The sequence below is a fragment of the Thiomicrolovo immobilis genome, from assembly GCF_039645955.1.
In the GTDB taxonomy this organism is placed as follows: Bacteria; Campylobacterota; Campylobacteria; order Campylobacterales; family Sulfurimonadaceae; genus Thiomicrolovo; species Thiomicrolovo diazotrophicus.
Genome location: NZ_CP147916.1, coordinates 1,328,523 through 1,351,903, shown reverse-complemented (window position 1 = coordinate 1,351,903; position 23,381 = coordinate 1,328,523). Strand labels below are relative to the sequence as shown.

Sequence of the window (23,381 nt, the reverse complement as noted above, 5' to 3'; positions counted from 1 at the left end):
TCAGGCGCAGTGGTGCGCGGCAATGAAACCGGTAAAACGTTTGGCCTGAGGATTCTCGAGGGCCTCGCTCATTTCGGCGGCGGTGTGGGGGTCGAACTGTTTGTGCAGCTGGCGGAAGCAGCGGCGCACGCTTTCGATGTCCTCGCGGTCTTCGAAACGGCGGCGCATCCCGATCAGGTTGAGTCCCCGGACGGTGGCGGGGTTCCCCTCGACGAGGCAGAAGGGCGGGACGTCGTACTGCAGGTTCGACGCGCCCCCGACCATCACGCCCGTGCCGATGGTGCACTCCGCGTGCACGGTGCTGAGGCCGCCGATGATGACGCGCTCTTCGCAGCGGCTCTTCGCCTGCATCGTCACGGCGTTGGTCAGGATGCAGTTGGCGCCGAGGGTGACGCCGGGGAAGAGCTGGACGTAGGCCATGATGAAGTTCTCTTCGCCGATGACAACGGCGTCGGCGGTGTCGTTCTGCGTCGCGAACTGGCAGAACTCGCGCACAAAGGTGCCTTTTCCGACGGTAACGGGCGCAACGCCGTTGCCGATCTTGACAAAGGAGAAGAGGCGCACACCCGCTTCGAGGGTGACGGGGCCTTCAAGCACGACGTGGGCCTCGAGGCGTACGCCCGCACCGATCACGCAGTCGGCGCCGATGTTGCAGAAGGGCCCGATATGGGCGTCCGGGGCGATCACGGCGCCCGGAGCAATGACGGCGGTAGGATGGATCATGCTTCGGTTGCCACCTGCAGGGTAATGATGCTGTCTTCGATCGTGGCCAGCGAACCGCGCTCGCCCGTTTCGAGGTAGGTGATGAAGGCCTCGACCTCTTTGAGCAGCGGCTCGTCCTTCTTGATGTGGCAGCCGCGCACGACGTAGGAGTTGTTGACGTGGAAGTTCGAGTACTCCGTGAGGTTCTGGGTGATCAGGTCCGCCTCGAAGTAGGCGTCCTTGCAGGCGACCTCGATGGTGCGCTTTTTAAACGGCGTGAGCCAGTTGGTCAGGATCTCGCCGACGATGGCGTCTTCGAGCTCGAAGCTCAGTACCGCGTTGTCCTCGTGGTGGTTGTGGATCTTGCGGGATTTGAAGATGTTCTTCTCCAGGATGTTGCGGTGGGTGATGAAGCGCATCAGGTCGATGTCGTGCACCGAAAGGTCGGTCAGGACACCGACGTCGGCGATGCGCGGCGGGAAGGGGCCGACGCGGGTAATGGACATCGTATAGATCTCCTTGCCCTCGAGCTCCTCTTTGAGCGCCTGGACGACGGGGTTGAAGCGTTCGACGTGGCCGACGCAGCTTTTCAGCCCCGCCTCCTGGACGGCCTTGGCGATCAGTTTCGCGTCTTCGATCGTCGAGGCCGCCGGCTTTTCGATAAAGACGTGCACCCCGCGCTCGATACACTTGAGCGCGACCTCTTTGTGCAGGAAGGTCGGCACGACGATGATGGCGGCATCGGGCTTGGCGGTGTCGAGCATCTCGTCGACGTCGGTAAAGAAGGGCTCGGCAAACTCGCCGTTTTTCACGACGTCGCAGAGCGCGACGATCTCGACTTTTTCGCCCAGGGCGTGGAGGATGCGGTAGTGGTTGCGGCCCATGGAACCCAGGCCGATGAGGGCGATCTTGATCATGCGTTCTCCTCCAGGGCGGTGACGATGAAGTCCTGCTGCTCCGCGGTAAGGTAGGGGCTCATCGGCAGGGACATGATCTCTTCGCTGACACGCTCGGAGACGGGGAAGTCGCCGGGTTTGTAGCCCAGCGGTGCGAAGGCTTCCTGCAGGTGCAGCGGCATGGGGTAGTGGACCGCCGTCGGGATTCCTTTGGCGTTCAGGGCCGCGGCGACGGCTTCGCGGTGCTTGACGCGGACGGAGTACTGGGCGTAAACGCTGGTACGTTCTGCCATGACGGCAGGGGTAACGACGTTCGCGTTGGCGAGCTTTTCGCTGTAGGCCGCACCGATGCGCATCCGCGCCTCGACTTCATCGTCGAAGTGGGCGAGCTTGACATTAAGGACCGCCGCCTGGACGGCGTCGAGGCGGCCGTTGATGCCGATGTACTTGTGCTTGTAGCGCTCGTTCTGGCCGTGGTTGAGCAGCATGCGGATCTTTTCCGCCAGAGCGTCGTCACTGGTAAAGACGGCACCGCCGTCCCCGTAGGCGCCCAGCGGTTTGGACGGGAAGAAGGAGGTACAGCCGATCGTGGAGAGGTTGCAGGACTTTTTGCCTTTGTACTCGGCCCCGAAGCTCTGGCAGGCGTCCTCGATAACGGGGAGGCCGTGTTTGGCGGCGATGGCGTTGACGGCGTCCATGTCGGCGCACTGCCCGTAGAGCGAGACGGGGATGATCGCCTTGGTGCGTTCGGTGATGGCGTCTTCGATCAGCGCGGCGTCGATGTTGTAGGTCGCTTCGTCGATGTCGACGAAGACCGCCTTGGCGCCGAGGAAGGCGATCACTTCCGCCGTGGCAATAAAGGTGAAGGGGGTGGTGATGACCTCGTCGCCGGCTTTGATGTCGAGGGCCATGAGGGCCAGAAGCAGGGCGTCGGTACCGCTGCTGCAGCCGATGGCGTGCGCGGCGCCGGTATAGGCGGCCAGGTCGCTCTCAAGCTTTTGCAGTTTCGGTCCGCCGATGAACTGGGCCGATGCCATGACCTCGCCGACTTCGCGGTCGATCTCCTCTTTGTATGCCTGATACTGCGCCTGCAGATCGATAAAATTGATTTTCATTCCTGTTCACCTTCGATAAGATGTGCCACACGTGCGCTGCTGCCGTGCTCGAGGTACCCCCGGAGCGCCTTGGCGTCTTCGAGGAATGCCTGCCGATCAAGGGCCTGCATTGCGCCCAAAAGCGCCTCCGCCGTCACGTCGTTCTGGATCAGTTCCGGGTGCAGCGGCCGCCCCTTGAAGCGGGAGAACATGATGTTCGCCAGGCCGATGTAGTCGAGTTTGACCAAACTTTTTGCGATCAGGTAGTCCAGCGGTTTCGCCACATAGGCGAGGACGAACGGGGTACCGATCAGTGAAGCCTCCAGGGTCGCGGTGCCGCTGCAGATAAAGGCGAAATCGCTCTCGTAGAGGGCCGCATGCGCATCGTGTGCCACAATAAACGGTGATAGGTTACCGTAAAGATCATTCAGCTCTTCTTTCGCAAAATGCTTCGGCACGACGAGCACCGCTTCGGCATCGAGGCGGGAGCGCAGTTCCCTGAATACCGGCATCAGACGCCGTATTTCGCTTTTGCGGCTTCCGGGCATGAAGGCGACGCGTTTGAGTGTCGGGGCGGCCTCGGTTTTGAAGTGCGCGATCTCGTCAAGCAGCGGGTGACCGACGTACTCGATGGGGGCCTGCGGGCTGTAGTAATCCTTCTCGAAGGGGAGGATGGAGGCGAGGCGGTCGATGGTGCGCTCCAGCACGGGGATACGCTTGCGTTTCCACGCCCAGGCCTGGGGGAGGATGTAGTAGATGATCTCTTTGTCGGGGTAGCGCTTCTTGATCTTTTTGGCCAGGGGGAGGTTGAAGCCCGACGAGTCCATCAGCAGCACCTTGTCGGCCTCGGCGGCGAGCGCGACCATCTCGTCGGCGAGCTTGAAGAAGTAGCGCAGCTTTTTAAGCGCGTCGACGAAGCCCATGATCGCCAGGGAGCGCAGGTCGACGACGGGCTCGCCCAGGGAACTGTCGAAGATGCCGATCAGTTCGACGTCGTCCCCGAGTTCAGCCTTGAGGGCTTTCAGGTGGACATTGGCGGAGTGTTCGAGGGCGGAAACGAGCAGCTTCATGATCCGCCGTCCCCCCACTGCTGGAAGGCCGGGTCGTAGCGTTCCGTCTGGGCGTCGTGAAAGTCGTGCAGAAAGGTCGTGATGGCCTCGATGTCCTCGTCGCTGAGGGCGGCGGCGAACCCGATCATCATCTCCTGCATCGGCGTGTCGGCGACGCCTTTGCGGAAGGTCTGGAGCTTGTAGGCCAGAAACCCCTGGGCGCGGTTGGCGAGGGAGGGGTAGTTGCCGGTCCCCTCGGCCCGTGAGCCGTGGCAGTTGTTACAGCCGTTTTGAAAGTAGAGGGTCTTCCCCCGTTCGTAGGTCTCATCGCTCTCCTGCGCCGCGAATGCAACGGCCGCGAAAAGAATCAAAAGAAAAAAACGCACTCTAACCCCTGGCTTATTGGTTTTGCAATACAATGTCGACATTATAGCATCCGGGCCTTCCCGCACGCTTGCGGGGCCCGGGAGTGAGGACACGGGCATGATTTTTGAAAACGTGACGATTTGCGACTGCGACGGCGAACGCGTCGCTTCCGTACGCATTGAGGAGGGGCGCATCACCGAGATCGCCGAACAGATCGCCGGCGACGAGCGGGTCGATGCCACCGGCAAGGTTCTGCTGCCTGCGCTCGTGGATACGAACGTCCGCCTCAAGGACGGGCGCCTCACGGGCCGCCACCTGGCCGAACTGGCCAAAGCGGCCCGGGAGGGAGGCGTCGGTACGGCGGTCCTCTCCCCGGATTCCACGCCCTCGGTCAATGATGCGATCTCCCTGGAGTTCGTCCAGAACCAGCGTGACGGATGCGAGGGGGCACGGATCGAAACGACCATCGCCGCGACCATTGACGACGAGCGTTTCAGCAACATCGCCATTCTGCTCAAGCGCGGGGCGGTCGCTCCTTATATGACGACGTCCATCTCCAACCACCTGGCCGTGCGGGTCGCCGAGTACGTCAAGATGTTCGGCGGGACGCTTTTTTGCCGCGCCTACGACCGCAACCTCTCCTCGAACGGGGTGATGAACGAAGGGGCGGTGGCCCAGCGCCTCGGCCTGGTCGGCATCCCGTCGCTCGGCGAACCGGTCCACGTCGCGCGGATGATCGAGATCGCCCGCGAATTCGGGATCGCCATCGTCTTCAAAAGCATCGCCTCTCCGCGCTCCCTCGAGATGATCTCCGCCGCCAAGCGCGAGGGGGTGGACGTGCGCTGCGAAGTGAGCCTGCACCACCTGCTCAAAAGCGACGCGGCGTGCGAAGACTTCAACACCGTCGCCAAGCTCGACCCGCCGCTGCAGTCCGAAGCGGACGTGACAAAGCTGCGCGAAGCCTTCGAAGCCGGGGCGGTCGACATGCTGACCCTGCTGCACCAGCCTAACTCGCCGGTGAACAAAGAGGTCGCCTTCGCCGACGCGGCCTACGGCTGCGAGAGCATTGCCGATGCGCTGCCGCTGCTCTACACGAAACTCGTCGCCTCGGGCTGGATCGGCTGGGAACGGCTGATTGCGCTCTGCGTGCGCGAACCGGCCCGCACGATCGGGCGCGACGCCGGCACGGTCGGCGTCGGAAGCACAGACCTGGTGCTCTTCGACCCGCGGCCCGTCCGCATGCTGGACAACCGTCAGTCGCTCTACAACGGCGAAACCCTTCATGGAACGGTCGAAAAACTCTTCACAATCTCCTAAAAAGCCCTATAAACAGGGCTTTGAGGCTGGTCACTTTTCTTTGTTATAATCTTTGGTATACAGTAAATAACAAGGAGCTCTGAATGAAAAGTATTTACGCAAGTATTGCCGCGGCCGCACTGCTGATGGCCGGGATCGCCGGGTGCGGCGGCAGTTCATCCGACAGCGGGACGCTGAACGTCGCCCTGATCGACGCACCGGCTGATTTTCAAGCCGTCTATGTGACGATTGACAAGGTCATGGTGCACCGAGCGGACGACACCAACGAATCGAACGCGACCTGGCTCACCGTGGCGGACGTCAACGGTACCTACGACCTGCTGAAACTGCGCGATGGCAACGTCTCGATGATCGGCGTCACGAACATCCCGGCGGCCAAGTATACGCAGATGCGTCTGGTCCTCTCCGCAGAGAGCAACGACTCTACGGTTCACCCTTACGGCAACTATGTCGTCATTGACGGCAATGCCAGCGAACTGACGGTACCGAGCATGGTCATCAAAGAGAGCCACAACTTCGTGATGGCGGCGGACGGCAACATGACGATGACGGTCGACTTCGACGCGAACCGGTCGATCCACTCCACCGGCAGCAACAAGTGGATGCTCAAGCCGGTCCTGCACGTCGATACGAAGTAACCGCTTCAACCTTTCACACGGGTAAACGCGGGGGCACTGCCTCCCCGCTTTACGTTTCATACACCCTTCCTAGTCTATAATCCTGCATGCAAGAAATGACCTGGCGCACGCTGCTGCGCGATACGAAACCTTTTCGAAAGCGGATCACCCTGGGGCAGCTCGTCGCGGTGCTGGCCGTCGCGATCTCCCTCCCGGTGCCGCTGCTCTTCCCGCTGCTCGTCGACCAGGTGCTGCTCGAAAAACCCGCGCAGCTGACGGGGCTGATTGACCTGCTGTTCGCGCCCGAACACCCCTGGGGCTACATTGTCGTCGTGCTACTGACGACGCTGTTCCTGCGCATGCTCTTTGTCGTCGCCAACGTCTTCCAGTCCCGCCTCTTTACGATCATCTCCAAGCACCTTGTCTTTACGATCCGCCGGCGCATCCTGGAACACCTGCGCCGCGTCTCCGTCTCCGAGTACGAAGCCCTGGGCGGCGGGGGCGTGAGCGCGCGGCTGGTGACGGACATCGACACCGTCGACGCCTTCATCGGGGTGAGCATCGGCCGCTTTTTCGTCTCGGCCCTCTCCCTGATCGGGGTGGCGCTCGTGCTGCTTTTCATCAACTGGCAGCTGGCCCTGATCATTTTGCTGCTCAATCCCGCCGTCGTCGCACTGACGACCTGGCTGGGCAAGAAGGTGCGGCGGCTGAAAAAGACGGAGAACCAGAGGATCGAACGGTTCCAGAACCGCCTCTCCGAGACCCTGGACCTCTTTGTGCAGATCCGCACCTATAACCAGGAGCGTCGTTACATCGACAGCATGATCGACGACGCCCGCTCCATCCGCGACGCCTCGACGCAGTACGGCTGGAAGAGCGAGGCGGCGGGGCAGCTCTCCTCGCTGCTTTTTCTGAGCGGGTTCGAGTTCTTCCGGGCGAGCTCCATGCTGATGGTGCTCTTCTCATCGCTCTCCATCGGCGAGATGTTCGCCGTGCTGGGCTACCTCTGGTTCATGGTGACGCCGTTGCAGGATATGCTGCAGATCATCTTCTCCTACCAGAACGCCACGGCGGCACTCGAGCGCCTCAACGCGCTGCTGCGCCTGGAGAAGGAGCCCAAATACCCCCACGAGCAGAACCCCTTCGAGGGGAGGGCGACCAACGCCATCTCCGTGGAGCACCTCAGTTTCGGCTACGGCAAAAAGCGGGTACTCCACGACATCTCCATGCAGATCGACGCGGGCAAGACCGTGGCCCTGCTGGGGCACAGCGGCAGCGGCAAAACGACGCTGGCGCAGCTGGTGCTGGGGCTCTACGCTCCGCAGGAGGGGAGCATCTGCATTGACGACATTCCGGTGCAGCAGATCGGCCTCGACGTCATCCGCGACCATGTCGCCCTTGTGCTGCAGACGCCGAAGATGTTCAACGACACCCTGCGGCAGAACCTGACCCTCGGGCGGGATCTCCCCGACGACAAGCTCTACGACGTGCTGCACGTCGCGCAGCTTGACGACGTCGTGTCCAAGCTCACGGAGGGGCTGGAGACGATGATCGGCAAGGACGGCATCCGGCTTTCCGGCGGGGAGCGCCAGCGCCTCTCCATCGCCCGGATGCTGCTGCACGCGCCGAGCGTCGTCATCCTCGACGAATCGACCTCGGCGCTGGACGTGCAGACGGAGAGCCACCTCTTCACCTCTCTGCGCGACTACCTCAAGGGCAAGACGACCCTCATCATTGCCCACCGCCTCAGTACCGTCGAGCATGCGGACTACGTCTATTTCCTCGACGACGGGCGCATCGTCGAGGCGGGCACGCCCGAGGAGCTGCTGCGGCGCGAGGGCTTCTACCAGCGCTTTGTGCAGAAACAGCTCGTGCATTGACGCCTTTGGTGACCTAGGTTACTGACGGCGGTTACCTATTTTGTATATACTGAACGCATCCAAGTTTTCTATACCAAGGAGAATATGATGTGTATCAATATGGGAACCGTCGATAAGGTCATCCGGATCATTCTGGGCATCGCCCTGATCGCCTATGGGCTTGTCGCCCCGAACTACATTGTTGCCGTGATCGGGCTCGTGCCGCTGCTGACGGGCGTATTCGGCGTCTGTCCGCTCTACATTCCGCTGAAGCTCAATACGGGCTGCAAGCACGAAGAGAAGAAAGAAGAGGAGTGATCGGCGCCTTTCGGTGCCGATAAGAAGTTTTTGGCGTTGATTTCCGGGCGGGGCCCGGATGTCGTTTTATGCTTTGTACGCAGTAAAGAGGAAGACCGGGTAATTCTTCTCCGGTTTTTCAATGGTCAGCGCGGTCGTAAAGGCTGTGTTGGCGAATCCGCACTTTTTTGCCATCTCCGTCAACTTTTCCCGATCGAAACCGAAATGAAAGACGCCATCGTTCCCGTGGGAGTGGAAGCTGCCATCCTCTTTGTCGAGGTCGGCGACGGCGATGAAACCGCCGGGGTTGAGGTGTTCAAAGAGGGTCTTTAGGAACCCTTCGGTGTCCTCGACGTGGTGCATCGCCATGGAGCTGATGATGCCGTCGAAGTTCTCCTCGAGGGGGATCTGCGTAATGTCGGCGCAGACGGTCTTGATCTGGTGCTCCGGTGTGCTTTTGCTCTGCAGTACCTCCAGCATCTTCTCGGAGGTGTCGACGGCGGTGACGGAGTGGACCAGGGGCGCGACGCGGTAGGTGAGCAGCCCCGTCCCCGCACCGAAGTCAAGCAGGGACATGGTGTCGTTCAGGGGGATGGTGCCGATGACGGCGTCGGCGGTGTGCGCGGCGATCTGCTGGCGCAGGTCCCCTTTGTCCCAGTCGGCGGCCGCGGCGTCGAAACGGGACATCTACAGGTCCTTCGCGTTGCGGAGTTCGGCGATTTCCGTTTCGACCATCTCGTCAATCATCAGTTTGTAGAGGTCGGCGACGAGGTTGGGGGAGAGGTCAAGGTCGAGGGCCTTGCGCCGCAGGCGCTGGATGACGGCATCGATGCGGTCGGGGGCTTTGACCTCGTCGATGGTGTTCTTGAAGCGGGCGGCCTGCTTGATGTACTTGTTGCGTTTGGCGATGAGCTCGACGATCTGATCGTCGAGGGTGTCGATCTCGTCGCGGACTTCTGCAAGGGAGTTGCACTCTTTCATAGGGCGCTCCTGTAGGGATTATAGAGGTATTTTACCGCCCCTTATTTAAACCACCCTTTTACTTTTTCAAAGGCCGACTCGAAGACGCTTTCGTGGGGTTTCGATTCGATGCCGAAGCTCTCCTGGAGCTGTTCGAGAAGCTCGCGCTGGTCATCGTTCAGTTTTTTCGGGTAGATGAGCTTGACCTGGGCGATCAGGCTGCCCTTGCCGTGGCCATGGACGTCTTCGATCCCCTCGTCGCGGAAGCGGTACTGCTGCTTGTCGCGGGTTCCCTGGTCGAGGTTGAGCTCGATCTCGCCTGTAAGCGACGGAATCGTGATGTTCTCGCCGAGGATCGCCTGGGTGAAGAAGACGGGGACTTCGACGTAGACGTCGTTGCCGTGGCGCTGGAAGGTCTCGTCGTGCTCGACCTGGAAGGTGACGTAGAGGTCGCCGCGGCTGCCGCGCTTGCCGACGTTGCCCTTGCCGGAGACGCGCAGGCGGTTGTCGCTGTCGACGCCCGCGGGGACCTTGATGGTGATGGTCTCTTCGACTTCCTCAAAGCCCGCGCCGTGGCACTCGGAGCAGGGTTCGCCCGGCATCGTACCGGCGCCGTGGCAGACCGGACAGGTCTGGGAGAAGGTCATGAAGCCCTGGCGCACGTAGACCTGGCCCTTGCCGCCGCACTGCTGGCAGGGGGCGAGCTTGCCGTCTTTGGCGCCGGTGCCGTCGCACATCGCACATGCCTTTTTGTAGCTGAAGCTGATCTCTTTGTCGCAGCCGAAGACCGCCTCTTTGAAACTGAGAGTGATCTCGACGCCGAGGTCGAGGGGGTATTTGTCCATGTCGGCCGGGTTCTGGCGCGAACGGCGCCCGCCGCCGAACATCTCTTCGAAGATCTCGCCCAGGTCCTCAAACCCGCCGAAGCCGCCGCGCGCACCGCCGCCGGCCATGCCCTCGAGTCCCTGTTTGCCGTAGCGGTCGTAGATGCTCCGTTTTTCGTCGTCGCTGAGGACCTGGTATGCCTCGTTGCAGAGCTTGAATTTGTGTTCCGCTTCCGGGTCGTCCGGGTTGGCGTCGGGATGGTACTTCTTTGCCATTTTGCGATAGGCTTTCTTGATCTCGGTCTTTTCAGCGCTCTGGCTGATCTCCAAAATTTCGTAATAGCTCATCTCTTCCATACAAATCCCTTGTTATACTGTTTTTTTTGATCGGCACAAACAGTGCCCCGAAAAAATTTTCGGAATTATACCATCTTGAGTGAAGTGATATAAAGTTGTACATTTTTCATTCCCTTTTTAGCCTCGTTTTTCTGATCTTTTTGACCGGCTGTGCGCAGAAGGCGACACACCTGAACTTGAATGGCGAAGCGGACAGCAGCGGCCTCTTCGTCCCCTTCGACGCGCTGCCGCAGTGGAACGAACAGCGGGCCGAAGCGGGCCTGACCGTTTTCAAAAAGCAGTGCGGCCTGAACAAGGTGCCCGCGTTGCAGACGCTCTGCGAAGAGGCGGAAAAGAGCAACGACCCCAAAGCCTTTTTCGAAGCAAACTTCCGTCCCTTTATGCTGACGGAAAAGGGGGAAGAAGAGGGGCTGATGACGGGCTACTACGAACCGCTCCTGCACGGCTCGGCGAATCAGAGTGAAGCGTATCCCTATCCTTTGTACGCGCCTCCGAAGGACCTGCTGCGCGTCGAGCTGGCCTCGCTCTATCCGGACCTTACCCACCGCTACCTGCGTGGCAGACTGCAGGGCAACCGCGTGGTGCCTTACCCTTCACGGGCGCAGATCAACGCCGGGGATGTCGACGCGCGGCCTTTGTGCTATGTCAGCAGCGATATCGACCGCTTTTTTCTCCATGTCCAGGGCTCCGGGCGTGTCCTGCTCGATGACAACACGACCCTCTATGTCGGCCACACCGACCGCAACGGCCACCCCTACCACTCCATCGGGAAGCTGATGGTGCAGGAGGGGCTCATTCCCAAAGCGCAGATCTCCCTGCAGACCATCCGCGCCTACCTCCGCAGCCACCCGGCAGAGAAAAAGCGCATTTTGGAGTCGAACCCAAGTTACATCTTCTTCGGCCTGCGCACCCAGGGGGCGACGGGCACCCTTGGAACGGAGCTGACCCCGATGCACTCCGTCGCCGTCGACCGCACCCGCATCCCGCTGGGCTACCCCGTCTACGTCGACGCCGTCGAACCCATTGGGGGCGAGCCGCTGCAGCTCCTGGCCATGGCGCAGGACACGGGCAGCGCCATCAAGGGGCAGGTGCGCGCCGACCTCTTTTGGGGCTACGGCGAACACGCGGAGGCCGAAGCAGGCCGGATGAAGTCGCCGCTGCGCCTCTGGCTCCTTGTGCCGAAAGCGGAGTAGGGAGTTGATGCTGACGTTTATGACTGAACCCATGGCGGAGATTTTGTCTCTGCTTGAAACAAAGGTGACGCAGCTCAACGCCGGGGAGATCGTCGAGTTTTCCGTCCTCGACCCGGACCTGGGTGCAGGCCACTATGCCGGAGCGACTATTACCGTCGATGGTACGGAGTACCTCTACCGCGGCTACAAGGCGTGGACCGATCTGGCGGAGATGCTGCTCTGCCGCATGATGACCCCGGAACGCCTCGGAAACGGCACCGTCCTCCTGCGTTTTATGAAGCTCGACACGGCTGCATCTTTTCACCGGGAAGAGGTGGAGGAGAAGACGGAGAAGTACGGCGCGGCTTCCCCCTTCGCGGCCATCAACAAAAACGAGGAACCGGCTTTCCTCTGGGCCTACAGCCATTCACTGGAGCGGGTCAAAGTAGGGCAGCGGAAGCGGGTGCTTAACCTCGGCATCAACAGCGGCGAGGAGTTCGAGCTGATCCGCCGGATGCTCGGCGAAAAGTTTGGTGAAATGGAGCTGGTAGGAGTAGACCATTCGGCGACTGCCATCGCCGAAGCACAGGCGAAATTCCCCGAACCGAATGTGATATTCTACGTTCACGACATCAATGATCTCGACAGTCTCGAACTGGGCCGTTTCGACCTCATTATGAGCATCGGCACCCTGCAGAGTCCGGGCGTGGAGTTCAAGCCTTTGTTTATGTCCTTGATACAAAACTACCTCGCCCCCGGCGGCAGCGTCATCCTCGGCTTCCCCAACAGCCGCTGGACGGACGGAGAACTCATCTACGGTGCCAAAGCACCCAACTATGCCTTCTCGGAGCAGTCGTTGCTCTACAAAGACGTTTTTTTCTGCAAGAAATACCTGCAGCAGAAGAAGTTTAGGGTGACGCTGACAGGGAAACCCTACCTCTTTTTGAGCGCGACACCGTTTGAGTCAAATCACAATTGTTGAGTAGTGAATATTGAAGCTTGCTGTGAATACGCTGTTCTCTAGATTATTCACGGACTAATCTGGAAATACGTTCATATAGGCGCGAGACCAATTCTCTTGAATTCTCACCATAGTGGACTGCCTTATGGCAATTTGGACATAAAGCAACCATATTATAAATGGTGTCGGAACCTTTGTCGGCAAGCTGACGAACGTGATGGACTTCTAGATATGGCTGTCCGTCTGAATTATTAAAAGGGGCAGGTTGGTCACAGCACTCGCACTTTCCATTAGCTTGTCGTAGAACCCAAGCCTTTACAGCTGCATCCCGTTTGTACTGAGTTATTGATGATGATGTAGACGTTGGATTACGATTGCCCTTAGGTTTTGTAAGATGTTTTCTTTTTACTTCTTCGCGCGCTTTAATCTCAAACGCAGCGACAGGAATAAATTGCCTTCCTTCAGCCGACGCGATCATTGCTTCGATTTCTGAAGCTATCTTTCCCCCAACGTTTTTAGCAGGCTTTAGACCTGTCAGCCAGTCTCTACCTAATAGTGTCATAACATAGGATATATTTTGCATTCTATACTCGAATGCTTTTTCTGGTCGCCCAAATCTGCTTGATAGATTCTCATAGTATTGCTTCTTGGTGAAAGGCTGGCCTTGGCGTTCTTTCTGTTGCATATCCATGTAGGCATTAACAGCGGCGAGTAGTTCTTCTTTACTCCAACCGTCATTTGTCGTGTCTACATAGTATTCAAAGGGTTGTTTTGCATTATCAACTTTTATCTTCTCATGCAAAGAATTTCTATTTAATTCAACACTAATTGTCCCTCTTATTTTTGCTTTTGAAGATGTTTTTGTATCAGTATAGTGTTTGTCATAGTCAGGATACATTTGAATATACTTATCAACTAGTTCTCCTTCTGTTGCTCTTCCTCCTAGTTCAATCAAAACTAAATATGCTTTGTCTTTAACAGTCACTTTTGCTCCTTATTCTTTATCTCAGCCATTTGCCATGACATAATGAACATGCCATTTAAGTCGTTCGAATGAAAAAGTATCTAGAGCGCGTTGACCAGTCAGCATTGAGGTATAGAATATCGGCACAGCTTTTCCATTGAGAGGGAGAATATGACATCCCTTTTCATTGTCAATTTTTGTATCAAATTTTGTTTGGATGATTTGACTGGCTAGTGCATTCGCTACCACAATTACTCGTGGATTAATTTCTAAGAGAATACGATGAAAGATGTCGATTTGCTTATTAGCAAACACACTTAGCATTTCACCTTTTGTAAAGATGATTCCTTTTAATTTGGCTTGATTTGTTTCTCGAATAAGGAATAAGTCAATGTGTTCATAGTCTTCATCGATTACATGAAATTTCTTGAAATAGGAGTATTTTTTTCTAGCTTCATTTTCAATTTCTATGGATTTGTTAATGTCAAAATTAGTATTTGGATGTTTGTAAAATGTTTCTGGATCCATTTGTGAAAAGTCATTACTGTCTTTTAAATATGATTCAAAGCCTTTTGAACTAAAGGATGGATTGATACCAACGAAAAGAACAGCATTCTTTTTTAACTCGTGATAATACAAAGGCTGTCGTCCAAGTGTTTCTGACAAAGCAGCTTGATTCCATAGGTTCTTAATATCATTGTTGATTGTATACATGAATGTCAGGTAGCTCCTTTTTCAATGACAGGAAGCGATAAACCATAGTATGAATTTGTTTTAATTTCTTTATCCCAAATGTCACGTATATGTTTATGACTCAAATACCAACGCATTCCACGACACCAAGAACGCCAAGCATCAGGATGTATGTATCCTTCTTTGTAAAAAAGGTACTCTTCAGCACATAAGTTGAAATAGTCAATAAGCGTATTCTGATGATCTGTTGTAAGTTCCTCGGCAGGACACTTTACTATGGATGACAGTTTTTCATTTAGGTTGTCATATCTACTATTGAACATGATAAAAAGATTGTAGAATAACTGCGTTTCAGCCAGTTTTTGCTGTTGAATGAAGTAAAAGAAGCCTAAAGTTCCGGCAGCTACTGCTCCATATAATTCAATTTGGTTGTCTCCGCCATACTGGGAAATTAACCACAATGACATACCTCCCAGTGCTAAGCCTAAAAATCCATAGTATTTGAATATGAAGTTTTTCATCTTTTGTCCAAACATAGATATACCCTATCTACTAATAAATAAGATTTCAAAACACTATAGAATTTTTTCATTTAGAAAAAGCTGCGGACAATATTACAAATTGACATCAAATACATCTAGGATGAGGCTACAATAAATCTGCTCTTATTGCCGTAGTAGTGACTCTTTTTATAAAGGATGGACCTATAGCGACTTGTGGTATGTAGCGAAGAAGTGAGACACCCGAGGTGTCTGGTCGTCGTCGTACGCGATGAAGCTCTCTTCGTTCAGGCCCGCACGGACAAAGCCGCCGATCTCATCCCTGTCGAGGGGGAGGGGGATGGCGTCAGTCTGCTCTCCGGCCAGGCGGCTGCGGCAGGAGACGAGGATGGTGCCGCCGGGGGCGAGGAGCGAGACCATGGCGTCGCGGGCCATGATGCGGTACTTGCCCGGCAGCACCTGGATGGTGTTGCATTCGTAGACGACGTCGTAGGCTCCGCGCCACGCTTCGGGATAGTTAAAAAGGTCGGCGATGAGGTACTCCACTTTGCTGTCGGGGTAGCGGTTCTTGCAGAGCGCGATGGCGCTGGGGGCAATGTCGAAGGCGGTGACGTCGTAGCCGTAGGCGGAGAGCTCCTCGGCGTCGTCGCCGACCCCGCAGCCGACGGCGATGGCCCTTTTCTTCTCCCCCGGTGCGAGGGGGTGCGCTTTGAGCCAGCCCGAGAGGTAGGGGTTGGGGGCGAGGTCGGCCCAGAAGACGGCGGTGTGGTCGCCCTCGGCGCTGCTGTAGATGCTGTCGAACCACCCCAGCGGGTCGTCGCGCTCCTGGTAGGAACGGACCATCTGCCTGTACGCTTCGGGGTCAAACTCTGCCATGACGCTGCTCCTTGTTAAGGCCGTAATGTTTCATTGTAGGCCGTAATGTATAAAGATTTTCTATCATTGCCATTGCCGTTTAAATTGCTGAAAAATCTTTCAGGCGGCAGCGCCTCACCGGGGCGGCTTTACGCTAAAATAGCGCTATGAAACACAGCCTTGAGAAGTTTACGCGCCTTGTCGACGCCCTGCAGGAACTCCCCACCGTCGGGCAGAAGTCGGCGACCCGCCTGGCCTACCACATGCTGATGCACGACAGCTTCGGGGCGATGAAGATTGCCCACGCCATCGAGGATGCCGTCGGCAGCATCAAAAAGTGCCGCTCCTGCGGGGGGATGAGCGAGGACGAGCTCTGCGGCGTCTGCTCCGACGAGGGGCGCGACGTGTCGCTGCTGTGCATCGTCGAGAACGCGAAGGACATTCTTACCATTGAGGAGAACGGCCTTTTCGGCGGCCGCTACTACGTCCTCGACGCCCTCGACCGCCTCGACATCGACCACCTGCGCGCCACGGCGGGCAGCGGCGTCGAGGAGATCATCTTTGCGTTGACGCCTTCCATCGCCAACGACGCGGTCATCCTCTACATCGAGGACAAGCTGCAGGGGATGGACGTGCGGTTCACCCGGATAGCCCAGGGGGTGCCCACGGGCGTGAGCCTGGAGAACATAGACATGCTCTCCCTCGCCCGGGCCCTCGAAGACCGCGTCAAGGTCTAAAAAAATGACCGAGCGCGACCACGACCGGCTGGTGCGCAACCTGCTGCAGACGCTGGGGCAGCCCGAATCCTCTCTTATCCAGACCCACATCTCCAGCGTCATCATCGCCAAAGACGTCGTCTACAAGCTGAAAAAACCCGTCGACTTCGGTTTCCTCGATTACTCCACCCTTGAGCGGCGCAAGCGTTTCTGCCAGGAGGAGGTGCGCATCAACGGCCGCTACGCCCCGCTGCTTTACCTGGGGGTTGTCGCCGTCACGGGCAGCATCGAAGCGCCGGAGCTGGACGGAGAGGGCCCGGCCATAGAGTACGCCGTGAAGATGCGCCGTTTCGACGCCGGGGCGCAGCTGGACAACATCGCTTCCGAGCGTGGACTGACAGACGAAGAGTGTGACGCCGTCGCCGACACGGCCGCGGCCATGCACGACGGGGCGAGTGTTGTCGACAGTGAGAGCGACTACGGTACGCCCGCGAGGGTCATCATGCCGATGCAGGAGAACTTCGACCTCATGGCCTCCCTGCACCGCGACGGCGACCTGGCCGCGGACGTCGCGGCGCTGGAGCAGTGGACACGGGCGGAACATGCGCGCCTGACCCCGCTGCTGCAGCAGCGACGCGATGAGGGCTTAGTGCGCGAAGTCCACGGCGACATGCACCTGCACAACATGGCGCTTTTCGAGGGCAGGCCCATGCTCTTCGACGCCATCGAGTTCAACCCCTACCTCAACCATATCGACGTCATCAGCGACCTCGCCTTTTTGCTGATGGATCTGGAGTACAGGGGACTCGCCCGTCAGAGCCGCCGCATCCTCAACCGCTACCTCGAGCATACGGGCGACTACGCCGCCGTAGCGCTGCTCCCCTTTTACAAGACCTACCGGGCCATGGTGCGGGCGAAGGTGCTCGCCCTCCATGCCGCGCAGGAGATTGCGGAGGAGGAGCGCGAAAGCGTCGTTGAGGAAGTACGATCTTACATCGCGCTGGCAAAAAGCTACGGGGAGAAAGGCGAACCCTTCCTGATGATCATGCACGGGGTCTCCGCTTCGGGCAAGAGCACCCTGGCCCTGGAAGCCGTCGAGGCGTTCGGCGCGCTGCGGCTGCGTTCAGACATCGAGCGGATGCGCCTGTTCCGCAGCGAAGGGGAAGAAGTCGACATCTACACGGCAGAGGCAACGACGGCGACCTACGGCAGGCTCGAAACGCTGGCCGAAACAGTGTTGAAAGCGGGCTGCAGCGCCGTCGCCGACGCGACCTTCCTTTCCCAGGAACAGCGCGAGCCCTTTGCCGTGCTGGCTGCGCGCCTGGGCGTGCCCTATGCCATTTTGGATATCGAGTGCGGCGAAGAGGAACTTCTGCGCCGCATACGGCTGCGCGGCGAGAAGGGCGACGACGTCTCCGAAGCGGACGAAGCGGTCCTGGCCATGCAGCAGAGCAGAGTTAAACCGCTCTTACAATCGGAGCAGGCGTTCCGTTTTGTATTGCAGTGCGACGCGCCGCTGCCGGTAAAGGCGCTGACGGCGTTTATAGGGGCGCAAAAAAGTTAGGGCTTGGGGATGCGGTACGTGACCTGCCACGTTTTGGTCTCCCCCGCCTTCAGCGTCGGCGAGAAGCGGATGGTGTAGCCGTCGCGGCGTTCGTAGGAGAGGGTGCTTTTGACGGTGGCTTTGCCGTCCGAGGAGACGCCGGGGACGAGGACGTCGACATCTTTGGCGCTGTCGGAGCGGTTGGAGCGGTTGGAGAGGCGGTAGGCAACTTTCACGTTCCAGTAGGAGCCTTCGTCCTGGCGCGTTAGCAGCGTGCTCTTGGCGACGAGGTCGAAGTTCGTTCCCAGGCGCAGGGTGACCGTCTCCTCTTTGGGGGTGTTATCCAGCGCGCTCTCGCCCAGCAGGATAGTCGTGCCGTCCGTTTCGGCGTAGGTGCGCACGGTGCCCGCGGGAAGCGGGATGTCGAAGCCTTCGAGGTCGACGAACTGGCTGACGGGGCGTTTGAGCTCCGCACCGCTCTGCAGGGGCGCGGGCATGGTCACCTCGTAGCGCCTCTTGAGCGTATGCGACGGCCGGTCGATAAAGCGTATCTGCGTCTTCTCATTGTCGGCGAGGGTGACCTTGAAGGGGACGGTGTAGAGGTGGTACCCCTCGACGGCCTGTTCCGCCACCGGCGCCGCCGCGGTTTCCATCATCACCTTGCCGACATAGAGACGCGGCTGCGCGGCCCTGTTGATCTCCCCTGCGAGCAGGTGCAGCTTCGTGTTCTCGAAACGTTTGCCCGAACGGTTGTCGACGGTGATCCAGCCTGTCAGGTCCCCTTTGTCGCCGTCCAGGGTGAGGGTGTAGTCGCTCTTCCACCGGATGCTGCCTATGAGGTAGTCCAGCGCCATCTCGCCCCGGACCCGTTTGGAGGCCTCGACGTTCCAGACGAGGGAGGGCTTCATGATGAGGGTGTCTGGGATGGCGTCGAAGATGAAGTCCTCGCTTTTGATCCCGCTCTCGATGCCGCGGTCGGTCTGCACGACGGCGGGCGATGCCGCCAGAAGCGTTCCGCCGCCGATGCCCGGATGCTCGGCGTCGCCGGTTTTGAAGCGCACGCGCTTGCCGATGTTCGCCTCGATGATCTTGGCGAGGGTGATCTTGTCGAAGCGGTACTGCTGCGAGTAGAGCGTTACGCCGGAGGGCAGCTTCACGCTGACGGCGTCGGTCTGCACCGTCGTCGCGACGCCGGGGTAGACGACGCTCTGCTTGCCCTTCTCGATGGTGAGCTGCCGTTTTTCATGCACCAGTCCGATGCCGGCGTTGTAGATGACGAGGGCCGTTTCCGTCGAAGCGGGCGACAGGGAGGCAGCGAAGAGGAGGGGGGAGGCGAGCAGCGTCAGAAAAAACGGACGGGTCGGGTGCATGGCGGCTCCTTGGTAAGGGGTGGATATTCTGCTGTCAGTGTATCAGTTTTTTGTAACGTACCGTCTCAGGGGAGGGGACGGCGGCGGAAATAAGCACATTTCATCTTTTTTGGTCCCAAAACGATATAAGAAATGATTTCGTTTAGTACGGCTTTAGTGATCCTTCTTTAAGATGCAAGTGAATAATGATTCATTTAAATCAGCGCGGGCTGATCGGGAGGCATGCATGTATCGACTTTTTCTTCTGTTGGCGACAGCGGTAACGCTCGCGGCGCACGAGTACTGGATCGACGCGTCGGGGGAGCTGCAGCGCGGCCACCTGCATACGGATGGAGGGGAGCATGTGCACAAGGACGAGGTGGTGAAGCAGTACCCCTCGGAGCGCTACTGCCGCCAGGGCGGCGGCGTGGACGAAGTGAAAGGGGCATTCGGGGTCTCCGAGCGCGTCGGTATGGCCTGCGACACCATGATGGTGATATTGCACCTGGGCGATTACGCCAAAACCCCCTACGGCATCGTCGTGGCCTCAGAGGCGAACCCGGCGATGGTGATAGCGAGCTGGGAGAGTATCGAGAGCGTCAAGCGCCTGAACAGGCTGTCGGATTTCGCGCCGCTGGGCAGAGGGTTCGAGCTCAGCTTCAGCCGGGACCCTTCCGGCCTGGAAGAAGGGGACAAGATGCGGCTCCTCGCCACCTTCGACGGTGCGCCGAAAGCCGGTGCGGTCGTCGCCTATGAAGGGCGGGTCGTCGGCACCACGGACGAAGCGGGGCGCATCAACGTCCGCATCCGCCATGCGGGACTGCAGCTGGTCCGTGCCACCCTGCGGCAGCCGTTGACAAACGCACCCGTCGCCGAGCGCCTCTACAACGCGACGCTGAACCTGGAGGTGAAGTAATGCGCTTGTTCCTCGCGCTGTTGGCCCTGGTGTCGCTGCTATCGGCCCACGACCTCGTGCACCGGGTGTCGCATTCGGAGTGCATCGCCGTCTCCTTCGCCTACGCCGACCAAAGCGACTTCTCCTACCAGGCGTATGAGCTCTACGCTCCGGGGGAGACGATCCCCTACCAGGTCGGGCGGACCGATAAATCCTCCTCGCTCTGTTTCCGACCGACGAAGCAGGGGGTATGGACCCTGAAAGCCTTCGGCGAGGACGGGCACGGCGCGGCGGTGGAGATCACCGTCGATGAGCATCTGGCGCTCAGCGGGTATGCGCAGCCGCTGTACGAGAAGTTTCAGAAGATCTTTGTCGGGCTGGCGCTGATCTTTGCGCTGTTCTGCACGCTGTATCTGTATAAAAAAAGGAGGAGTAAATGAAAAAGGTATTGGGGGGTTCATTATTGGCATGTGCCGCGGCATGGGGGCATCACGGCGTACCGTCGATCAGCCTGACAGGAGTCGACGGGCCGGGGGCGCCGCTGGAGACGACCAGCTCGTCCACCCTTCCGGAAGGCTCCTTCCTGGGGTACCTGAAACTCGACCACGCGAAGTACAAAACCTATACGAGTGCCAGGGACGGCGAGATGGATCGGACGGACTACTGGCTCTACGGTCTGGGCTACGGGGCGACCCCCTACCTGAGCGCCTATGTCTTTATGCCCTACTATACAAAGGCGCTGGACGATTCGACGATGGTATCGGGCTTCCATGACGTCAATTTCCAGGTCGTTCTCGGCCTGGTCTACGACGAGGGGTTCAAACTCGCGCGCAAAAATGAAAGCCTGGACGACATGGAGGATTGGCACTTTACAATTTTTGCCAACGGTACCCTGCCGACGGGCAATTCCGAACGCAAGGACGCCGGCGGTGTGCTTATCGACCCGGGCATGCAGACAGGCTTTGGCGAACCCTCGCTGATGGTCGGCGCCAGCATGACCAAGTGGTTCGGCAACGCCTTTACCTTTGTGGGCGACTGTTCGTACAATACCTTTTTCGAACACACTTATGATGACGGAACCAAGCTGCGGTTCGGGGACGAGATACGCGTCAACGGTGCGGTGACGGCAAGGGTCTACGAGGTGCCGAAATCGCGCCTTCGGGTCGACGCGTCTCTTGAGGCGAACTATCTCTATCTCGGCCGGGACGAGGAGGACGGCGTCGGCGCCGAAGCGACGGGCGGGTCCATCCTTTACACGACTCCCAGCCTGCGCGTGACTTACAAGACGATCTCGGCCGCGATGGGCGTGAAACTGCCGACGGCGACGGACCTGAACGAAGATGATCTTCAGCAGGGCGCCGAAGGCAAGGAGCACTACCGCTTCATCTTTACCTTCTCGACCCTCTTTTAAAGGCAAATAGATGCATATACCCGACGGTTTCCTCTCCCCGGCCACCTACCTCCCCGCCACGGCCGTGGCGGCGGGGCTTATCATTCTGGCCCTGAAGCGCGCCGAGCTCGATGCGGACAGGATCGCCGGCGTCGCGGCAGTGAGCGCTTTCAGCTTCGTCGCGATGCTCTTCGCGATCCCGATGCCCGGCGGCACGTCGGTGCACCTGGGCGGGGTGGGGCTGATGGCGGTGCTTTTCGGCCCCTGGACGGCCTTCGGCGCGCTTTCTCTGGTGCTGCTGGTGCAGGCGCTGCTTTTCGGGGAAGGGGGTGTTACCGCTTACGGGGTGCATGTCATCGCCATCGCCTTCGCCGGTACGCTCTCCGCCTACGGCATTTACCATTTCCTCAAACGCGTTTCGGAGTCCATTGCCCTCTTCGCGGCGGGCTGGATGGGCCTCGTCGTCCCGGCGGTGATCGTCGCGGCGGTGCTGGGCATCCAGCCGCTGATCGCCCACGACGCCTGGGGCAAACCGCTCTTTTTCCCTTTCGGGCTGGAAGTGACGCTGCCGAGCATCGTTATCCCGCACCTGATCGCGGGGGTTGCCGAGGGGGCGGTGACGGTGATGATGGTGCGTTTCGTAAAGCGCTACTTCAAGGGGGTGTTTTATGCAGCGTGAGCGTCTTTGGCTCTTCGCGTACCTCGCGGGGATCGTCGTGCTCGGCTACATCCACGACGTCCGCGTGGTCGCCGCCGCCGTGCTCGTGCTTATCGTGCTGGGCGGGCGGCGGCGCTGGCTGCTGCTGCGCCGGGCGGTCGCGGCCCTGCTGCTCTTCAACGCGACGGTGACCCTGACCTATCTGCTCGCCCACTACTTTTTCGGGCTCCCCGAGGCGGCTCTGCTACTGATCAACCTGCGCGCCTTGGCGATGACGCTGATGACCTTTACACTGGTGTCGCGCGTCAACATGGCCCGGGCGCTCTCCTTCTCAAAGACGCTCTCGCTGCTCTATACCCTCTGTGTGTCGCAGGTCATCGCCTTTATGCGCAGTTACGCGGCATTCTCCGAGGGGTTAAGAAGCCGCCACGCGGGACGACAGCGCGGCACGAGGCTACACGCGCTGCTGGCACAGCTCTATTTTTTCATGTACAAGACGCTCTCATTGTCGCAGGAGAATGCGATGGGGATGCGCTCACGGGGGGTGATGGATGATTGAGTGCCGTAACGTCTGTTTCGACGCGACCGATTTCGAGGGGGAGAAGTTCCCGCTCCTGCGCGACGTCTCTTTCACCATAGGGGAGGGGGAGAAGATCGTGCTCTTCGGGATCAACGGTTCGGGTAAATCGACGCTGCTCAAACTCCTCAACGGGCTGGAGTATCCCAAAAGCGGCGAGATCCTCTACGGCGGCGCGTTGATGGACAAACGTTTTCTCAAAGCGAACAAAGGGACGTTCCGGCGGGAGAACGTGCTGCAGATGCAGGACCCCAACAGCATGCTCTTCAACACCAGCGTCTACGAGGAGATCGCCTTCGGGCCCCGTAGTTTCGGCTTTGACGACGTCGACGAAAGGGTAAGGCACTTCGCGGAGCTCTTCGGGGTGACCAAGCTGCTTGAACGCGCCCCCTACCGGCTCAGCGGCGGGGAGAAGCAGCGTGTGCTGCTGGCGTCCCTGCTGGCCGTCGAGCCGAAATTCCTGATGATGGACGAACCGACGGCGCACCTGGACCCGCCGACGACGGGGTGGCTCGTGGAGCTGCTGCAGGAGATGAAGATCACGACCCTGCTGTGCACGCACAACCTCAGCCTCGGCCGGGAGCTGGGAACAAGGGCCCTGGTGCTGGGGCCTGATCATACCCTGCATTACGACGGCCCGGTCGAAGCGCTGTTCGAGCGCCTGGAGATCCTGGACGAGGCGAGGCTGTTGCACCGCCACCGCCATACCCACGAGGGCAAGGAACATACCCACGCGCACCTGCACGACTGGGCGTAAGCCATTTGAAACA

The 23,381-nt window shown here is 58.9% G+C and carries 27 protein-coding genes; 14 read left to right on the top strand and 13 right to left on the bottom strand.

What is annotated here, in order from left to right:
* The 5 genes from WCX72_RS06940 to WCX72_RS06920 are packed head-to-tail and all read right to left on the bottom strand — an operon-like array spanning window position 1 to window position 4,127.
* A complete protein-coding gene (locus WCX72_RS06940) occupies window positions 1–723 on the bottom strand; it encodes an acyl-ACP--UDP-N- acetylglucosamine O-acyltransferase (RefSeq protein ID WP_345969112.1) in 723 nt (240 codons plus the stop codon).
* Entirely contained in the window at window positions 720–1,619 is a 900-nt protein-coding gene (locus WCX72_RS06935; RefSeq protein ID WP_345969111.1) for a Gfo/Idh/MocA family oxidoreductase, read from the bottom strand. The genes WCX72_RS06940 and WCX72_RS06935 overlap by 4 nt, the downstream gene beginning before the upstream one ends.
* Window positions 1,616–2,713 (bottom strand): DegT/DnrJ/EryC1/StrS family aminotransferase, encoded by a 1,098-nt coding sequence (locus WCX72_RS06930; RefSeq protein WP_345969110.1) that lies wholly within the window; start codon window positions 2,711–2,713, stop codon window positions 1,616–1,618. The genes WCX72_RS06935 and WCX72_RS06930 overlap by 4 nt, the downstream gene beginning before the upstream one ends.
* A complete protein-coding gene (lpxB, locus tag WCX72_RS06925) occupies window positions 2,710–3,762 on the bottom strand; it encodes a lipid-A-disaccharide synthase (RefSeq protein WP_345969109.1) in 1,053 nt (350 codons plus the stop codon). Before lpxB ends, WCX72_RS06930 begins: the two co-directional genes overlap by 4 nt.
* Window positions 3,759–4,127, bottom strand: a complete 369-nt coding sequence (locus WCX72_RS06920; protein WP_345969108.1) for a c-type cytochrome — start codon at window positions 4,125–4,127, stop codon at window positions 3,759–3,761. The genes lpxB and WCX72_RS06920 overlap by 4 nt, the downstream gene beginning before the upstream one ends.
* A 97-nt stretch (window positions 4,128–4,224) precedes the next feature.
* Between WCX72_RS06920 and WCX72_RS06915 the strand changes: the two genes are divergently transcribed.
* From WCX72_RS06915 to WCX72_RS06900, 4 genes are all read left to right on the top strand, one after another.
* On the top strand, window positions 4,225–5,424 hold the full coding sequence (locus WCX72_RS06915; protein ID WP_345969107.1) for a dihydroorotase: 1,200 nt from the start codon (window positions 4,225–4,227) through the stop codon (window positions 5,422–5,424).
* 83 nt (window positions 5,425–5,507) lie between these two features.
* Entirely contained in the window at window positions 5,508–6,062 is a 555-nt protein-coding gene (locus WCX72_RS06910; protein ID WP_345969106.1) for a DUF4382 domain-containing protein, read from the top strand.
* 86 nt (window positions 6,063–6,148) lie between these two features.
* Window positions 6,149–7,921 (top strand): ABC transporter ATP-binding protein, encoded by a 1,773-nt coding sequence (locus tag WCX72_RS06905; RefSeq protein WP_345969105.1) that lies wholly within the window; start codon window positions 6,149–6,151, stop codon window positions 7,919–7,921.
* An 84-nt stretch (window positions 7,922–8,005) separates the two neighbouring features.
* A complete protein-coding gene (locus tag WCX72_RS06900; RefSeq protein ID WP_345969104.1) occupies window positions 8,006–8,218 on the top strand; it encodes a DUF2892 domain-containing protein in 213 nt (70 codons plus the stop codon).
* A gap of 66 nt (window positions 8,219–8,284) precedes the next feature.
* On the opposite strand, the gene WCX72_RS06895 is transcribed toward WCX72_RS06900, so the two are convergent.
* The 3 genes from WCX72_RS06895 to dnaJ are packed head-to-tail and all read right to left on the bottom strand — an operon-like array spanning window position 8,285 to window position 10,338.
* Complete coding sequence (locus tag WCX72_RS06895; protein WP_345969103.1) at window positions 8,285–8,884, bottom strand: class I SAM-dependent methyltransferase; 600 nt, start codon at window positions 8,882–8,884, stop codon at window positions 8,285–8,287.
* Window positions 8,885–9,178: a chorismate mutase gene (locus WCX72_RS06890; RefSeq protein WP_345969102.1), complete on the bottom strand. Its 294-nt coding sequence runs from the start codon at window positions 9,176–9,178 to the stop codon at window positions 8,885–8,887.
* Window positions 9,179–9,219: 41 nt separating this feature from the next.
* Window positions 9,220–10,338, bottom strand: coding sequence for a molecular chaperone DnaJ (dnaJ, locus tag WCX72_RS06885; RefSeq protein ID WP_345969101.1), 1,119 nt, complete (start codon window positions 10,336–10,338; stop codon window positions 9,220–9,222).
* Window positions 10,339–10,514: 176 nt separating this feature from the next.
* On the opposite strand from dnaJ, the gene WCX72_RS06880 reads away from it, so the two are divergent.
* Window positions 10,515–11,531 (top strand): MltA domain-containing protein, encoded by a 1,017-nt coding sequence (locus WCX72_RS06880; protein ID WP_345969100.1) that lies wholly within the window; start codon window positions 10,515–10,517, stop codon window positions 11,529–11,531.
* Between the two features lie 31 nt (window positions 11,532–11,562).
* Entirely contained in the window at window positions 11,563–12,492 is a 930-nt protein-coding gene (locus WCX72_RS06875) for a class I SAM-dependent methyltransferase (RefSeq protein WP_345969099.1), read from the top strand.
* 43 nt (window positions 12,493–12,535) lie between these two features.
* Here the strand turns inward: WCX72_RS06875 and WCX72_RS06870 are convergent, their stop codons facing one another.
* From WCX72_RS06870 to WCX72_RS06855, 4 genes are all read right to left on the bottom strand, one after another.
* A complete protein-coding gene (locus WCX72_RS06870; RefSeq protein WP_345969098.1) occupies window positions 12,536–13,456 on the bottom strand; it encodes an HNH endonuclease in 921 nt (306 codons plus the stop codon).
* Between the two features lie 21 nt (window positions 13,457–13,477).
* A complete protein-coding gene (locus tag WCX72_RS06865; protein WP_345969097.1) occupies window positions 13,478–14,149 on the bottom strand; it encodes a hypothetical protein in 672 nt (223 codons plus the stop codon).
* Window positions 14,150–14,154: 5 nt separating this feature from the next.
* On the bottom strand, window positions 14,155–14,649 hold the full coding sequence (locus tag WCX72_RS06860) for a hypothetical protein (protein WP_345969096.1): 495 nt from the start codon (window positions 14,647–14,649) through the stop codon (window positions 14,155–14,157).
* 183 nt (window positions 14,650–14,832) lie between these two features.
* Complete coding sequence (locus tag WCX72_RS06855) at window positions 14,833–15,504, bottom strand: class I SAM-dependent methyltransferase (protein ID WP_345969095.1); 672 nt, start codon at window positions 15,502–15,504, stop codon at window positions 14,833–14,835.
* A gap of 146 nt (window positions 15,505–15,650) precedes the next feature.
* Here WCX72_RS06855 and recR point away from each other — a divergent pair, with 146 nt between their 5' ends.
* Window positions 15,651–16,220 carry a recombination mediator RecR gene (gene recR / locus WCX72_RS06850; protein ID WP_345969094.1) on the top strand — a complete coding sequence of 190 codons (570 nt, stop codon included), beginning with the start codon at window positions 15,651–15,653 and terminating at the stop codon, window positions 16,218–16,220.
* A 4-nt stretch (window positions 16,221–16,224) separates the two neighbouring features.
* Window positions 16,225–17,763, top strand: coding sequence for an AAA family ATPase (locus WCX72_RS06845; protein ID WP_345969093.1), 1,539 nt, complete (start codon window positions 16,225–16,227; stop codon window positions 17,761–17,763).
* On the opposite strand, the gene WCX72_RS06840 is transcribed toward WCX72_RS06845, so the two are convergent.
* Window positions 17,760–19,112 carry a hypothetical protein gene (locus WCX72_RS06840; RefSeq protein ID WP_345969092.1) on the bottom strand — a complete coding sequence of 451 codons (1,353 nt, stop codon included), beginning with the start codon at window positions 19,110–19,112 and terminating at the stop codon, window positions 17,760–17,762. The genes WCX72_RS06845 and WCX72_RS06840 overlap by 4 nt on opposite strands.
* Before the next feature lie 226 nt (window positions 19,113–19,338).
* On the opposite strand from WCX72_RS06840, the gene WCX72_RS06835 reads away from it, so the two are divergent.
* Genes WCX72_RS06835 through WCX72_RS06810 form a run of 6 tightly spaced genes read left to right on the top strand, consistent with a single transcriptional unit; the run spans window position 19,339 to window position 23,368 of the window.
* Window positions 19,339–20,007, top strand: a complete 669-nt coding sequence (locus tag WCX72_RS06835; protein ID WP_345969091.1) for a DUF4198 domain-containing protein — start codon at window positions 19,339–19,341, stop codon at window positions 20,005–20,007.
* Window positions 20,007–20,426 carry a hypothetical protein gene (locus WCX72_RS06830; protein WP_345969090.1) on the top strand — a complete coding sequence of 140 codons (420 nt, stop codon included), beginning with the start codon at window positions 20,007–20,009 and terminating at the stop codon, window positions 20,424–20,426. The genes WCX72_RS06835 and WCX72_RS06830 overlap by 1 nt, the downstream gene beginning before the upstream one ends.
* Window positions 20,423–21,397, top strand: a complete 975-nt coding sequence (locus WCX72_RS06825; protein ID WP_345969089.1) for a transporter — start codon at window positions 20,423–20,425, stop codon at window positions 21,395–21,397. The genes WCX72_RS06830 and WCX72_RS06825 overlap by 4 nt, the downstream gene beginning before the upstream one ends.
* A gap of 10 nt (window positions 21,398–21,407) precedes the next feature.
* A complete protein-coding gene (locus tag WCX72_RS06820; RefSeq protein WP_345969088.1) occupies window positions 21,408–22,055 on the top strand; it encodes an energy-coupling factor ABC transporter permease in 648 nt (215 codons plus the stop codon).
* Window positions 22,045–22,593, top strand: a complete 549-nt coding sequence (locus tag WCX72_RS06815) for a hypothetical protein (protein ID WP_345969087.1) — start codon at window positions 22,045–22,047, stop codon at window positions 22,591–22,593. Before WCX72_RS06820 ends, WCX72_RS06815 begins: the two co-directional genes overlap by 11 nt.
* Window positions 22,586–23,368, top strand: coding sequence for an ABC transporter ATP-binding protein (locus tag WCX72_RS06810; protein WP_345969086.1), 783 nt, complete (start codon window positions 22,586–22,588; stop codon window positions 23,366–23,368). The genes WCX72_RS06815 and WCX72_RS06810 overlap by 8 nt, the downstream gene beginning before the upstream one ends.
* Window positions 23,369–23,381: the final 13 nt, after the last annotated feature.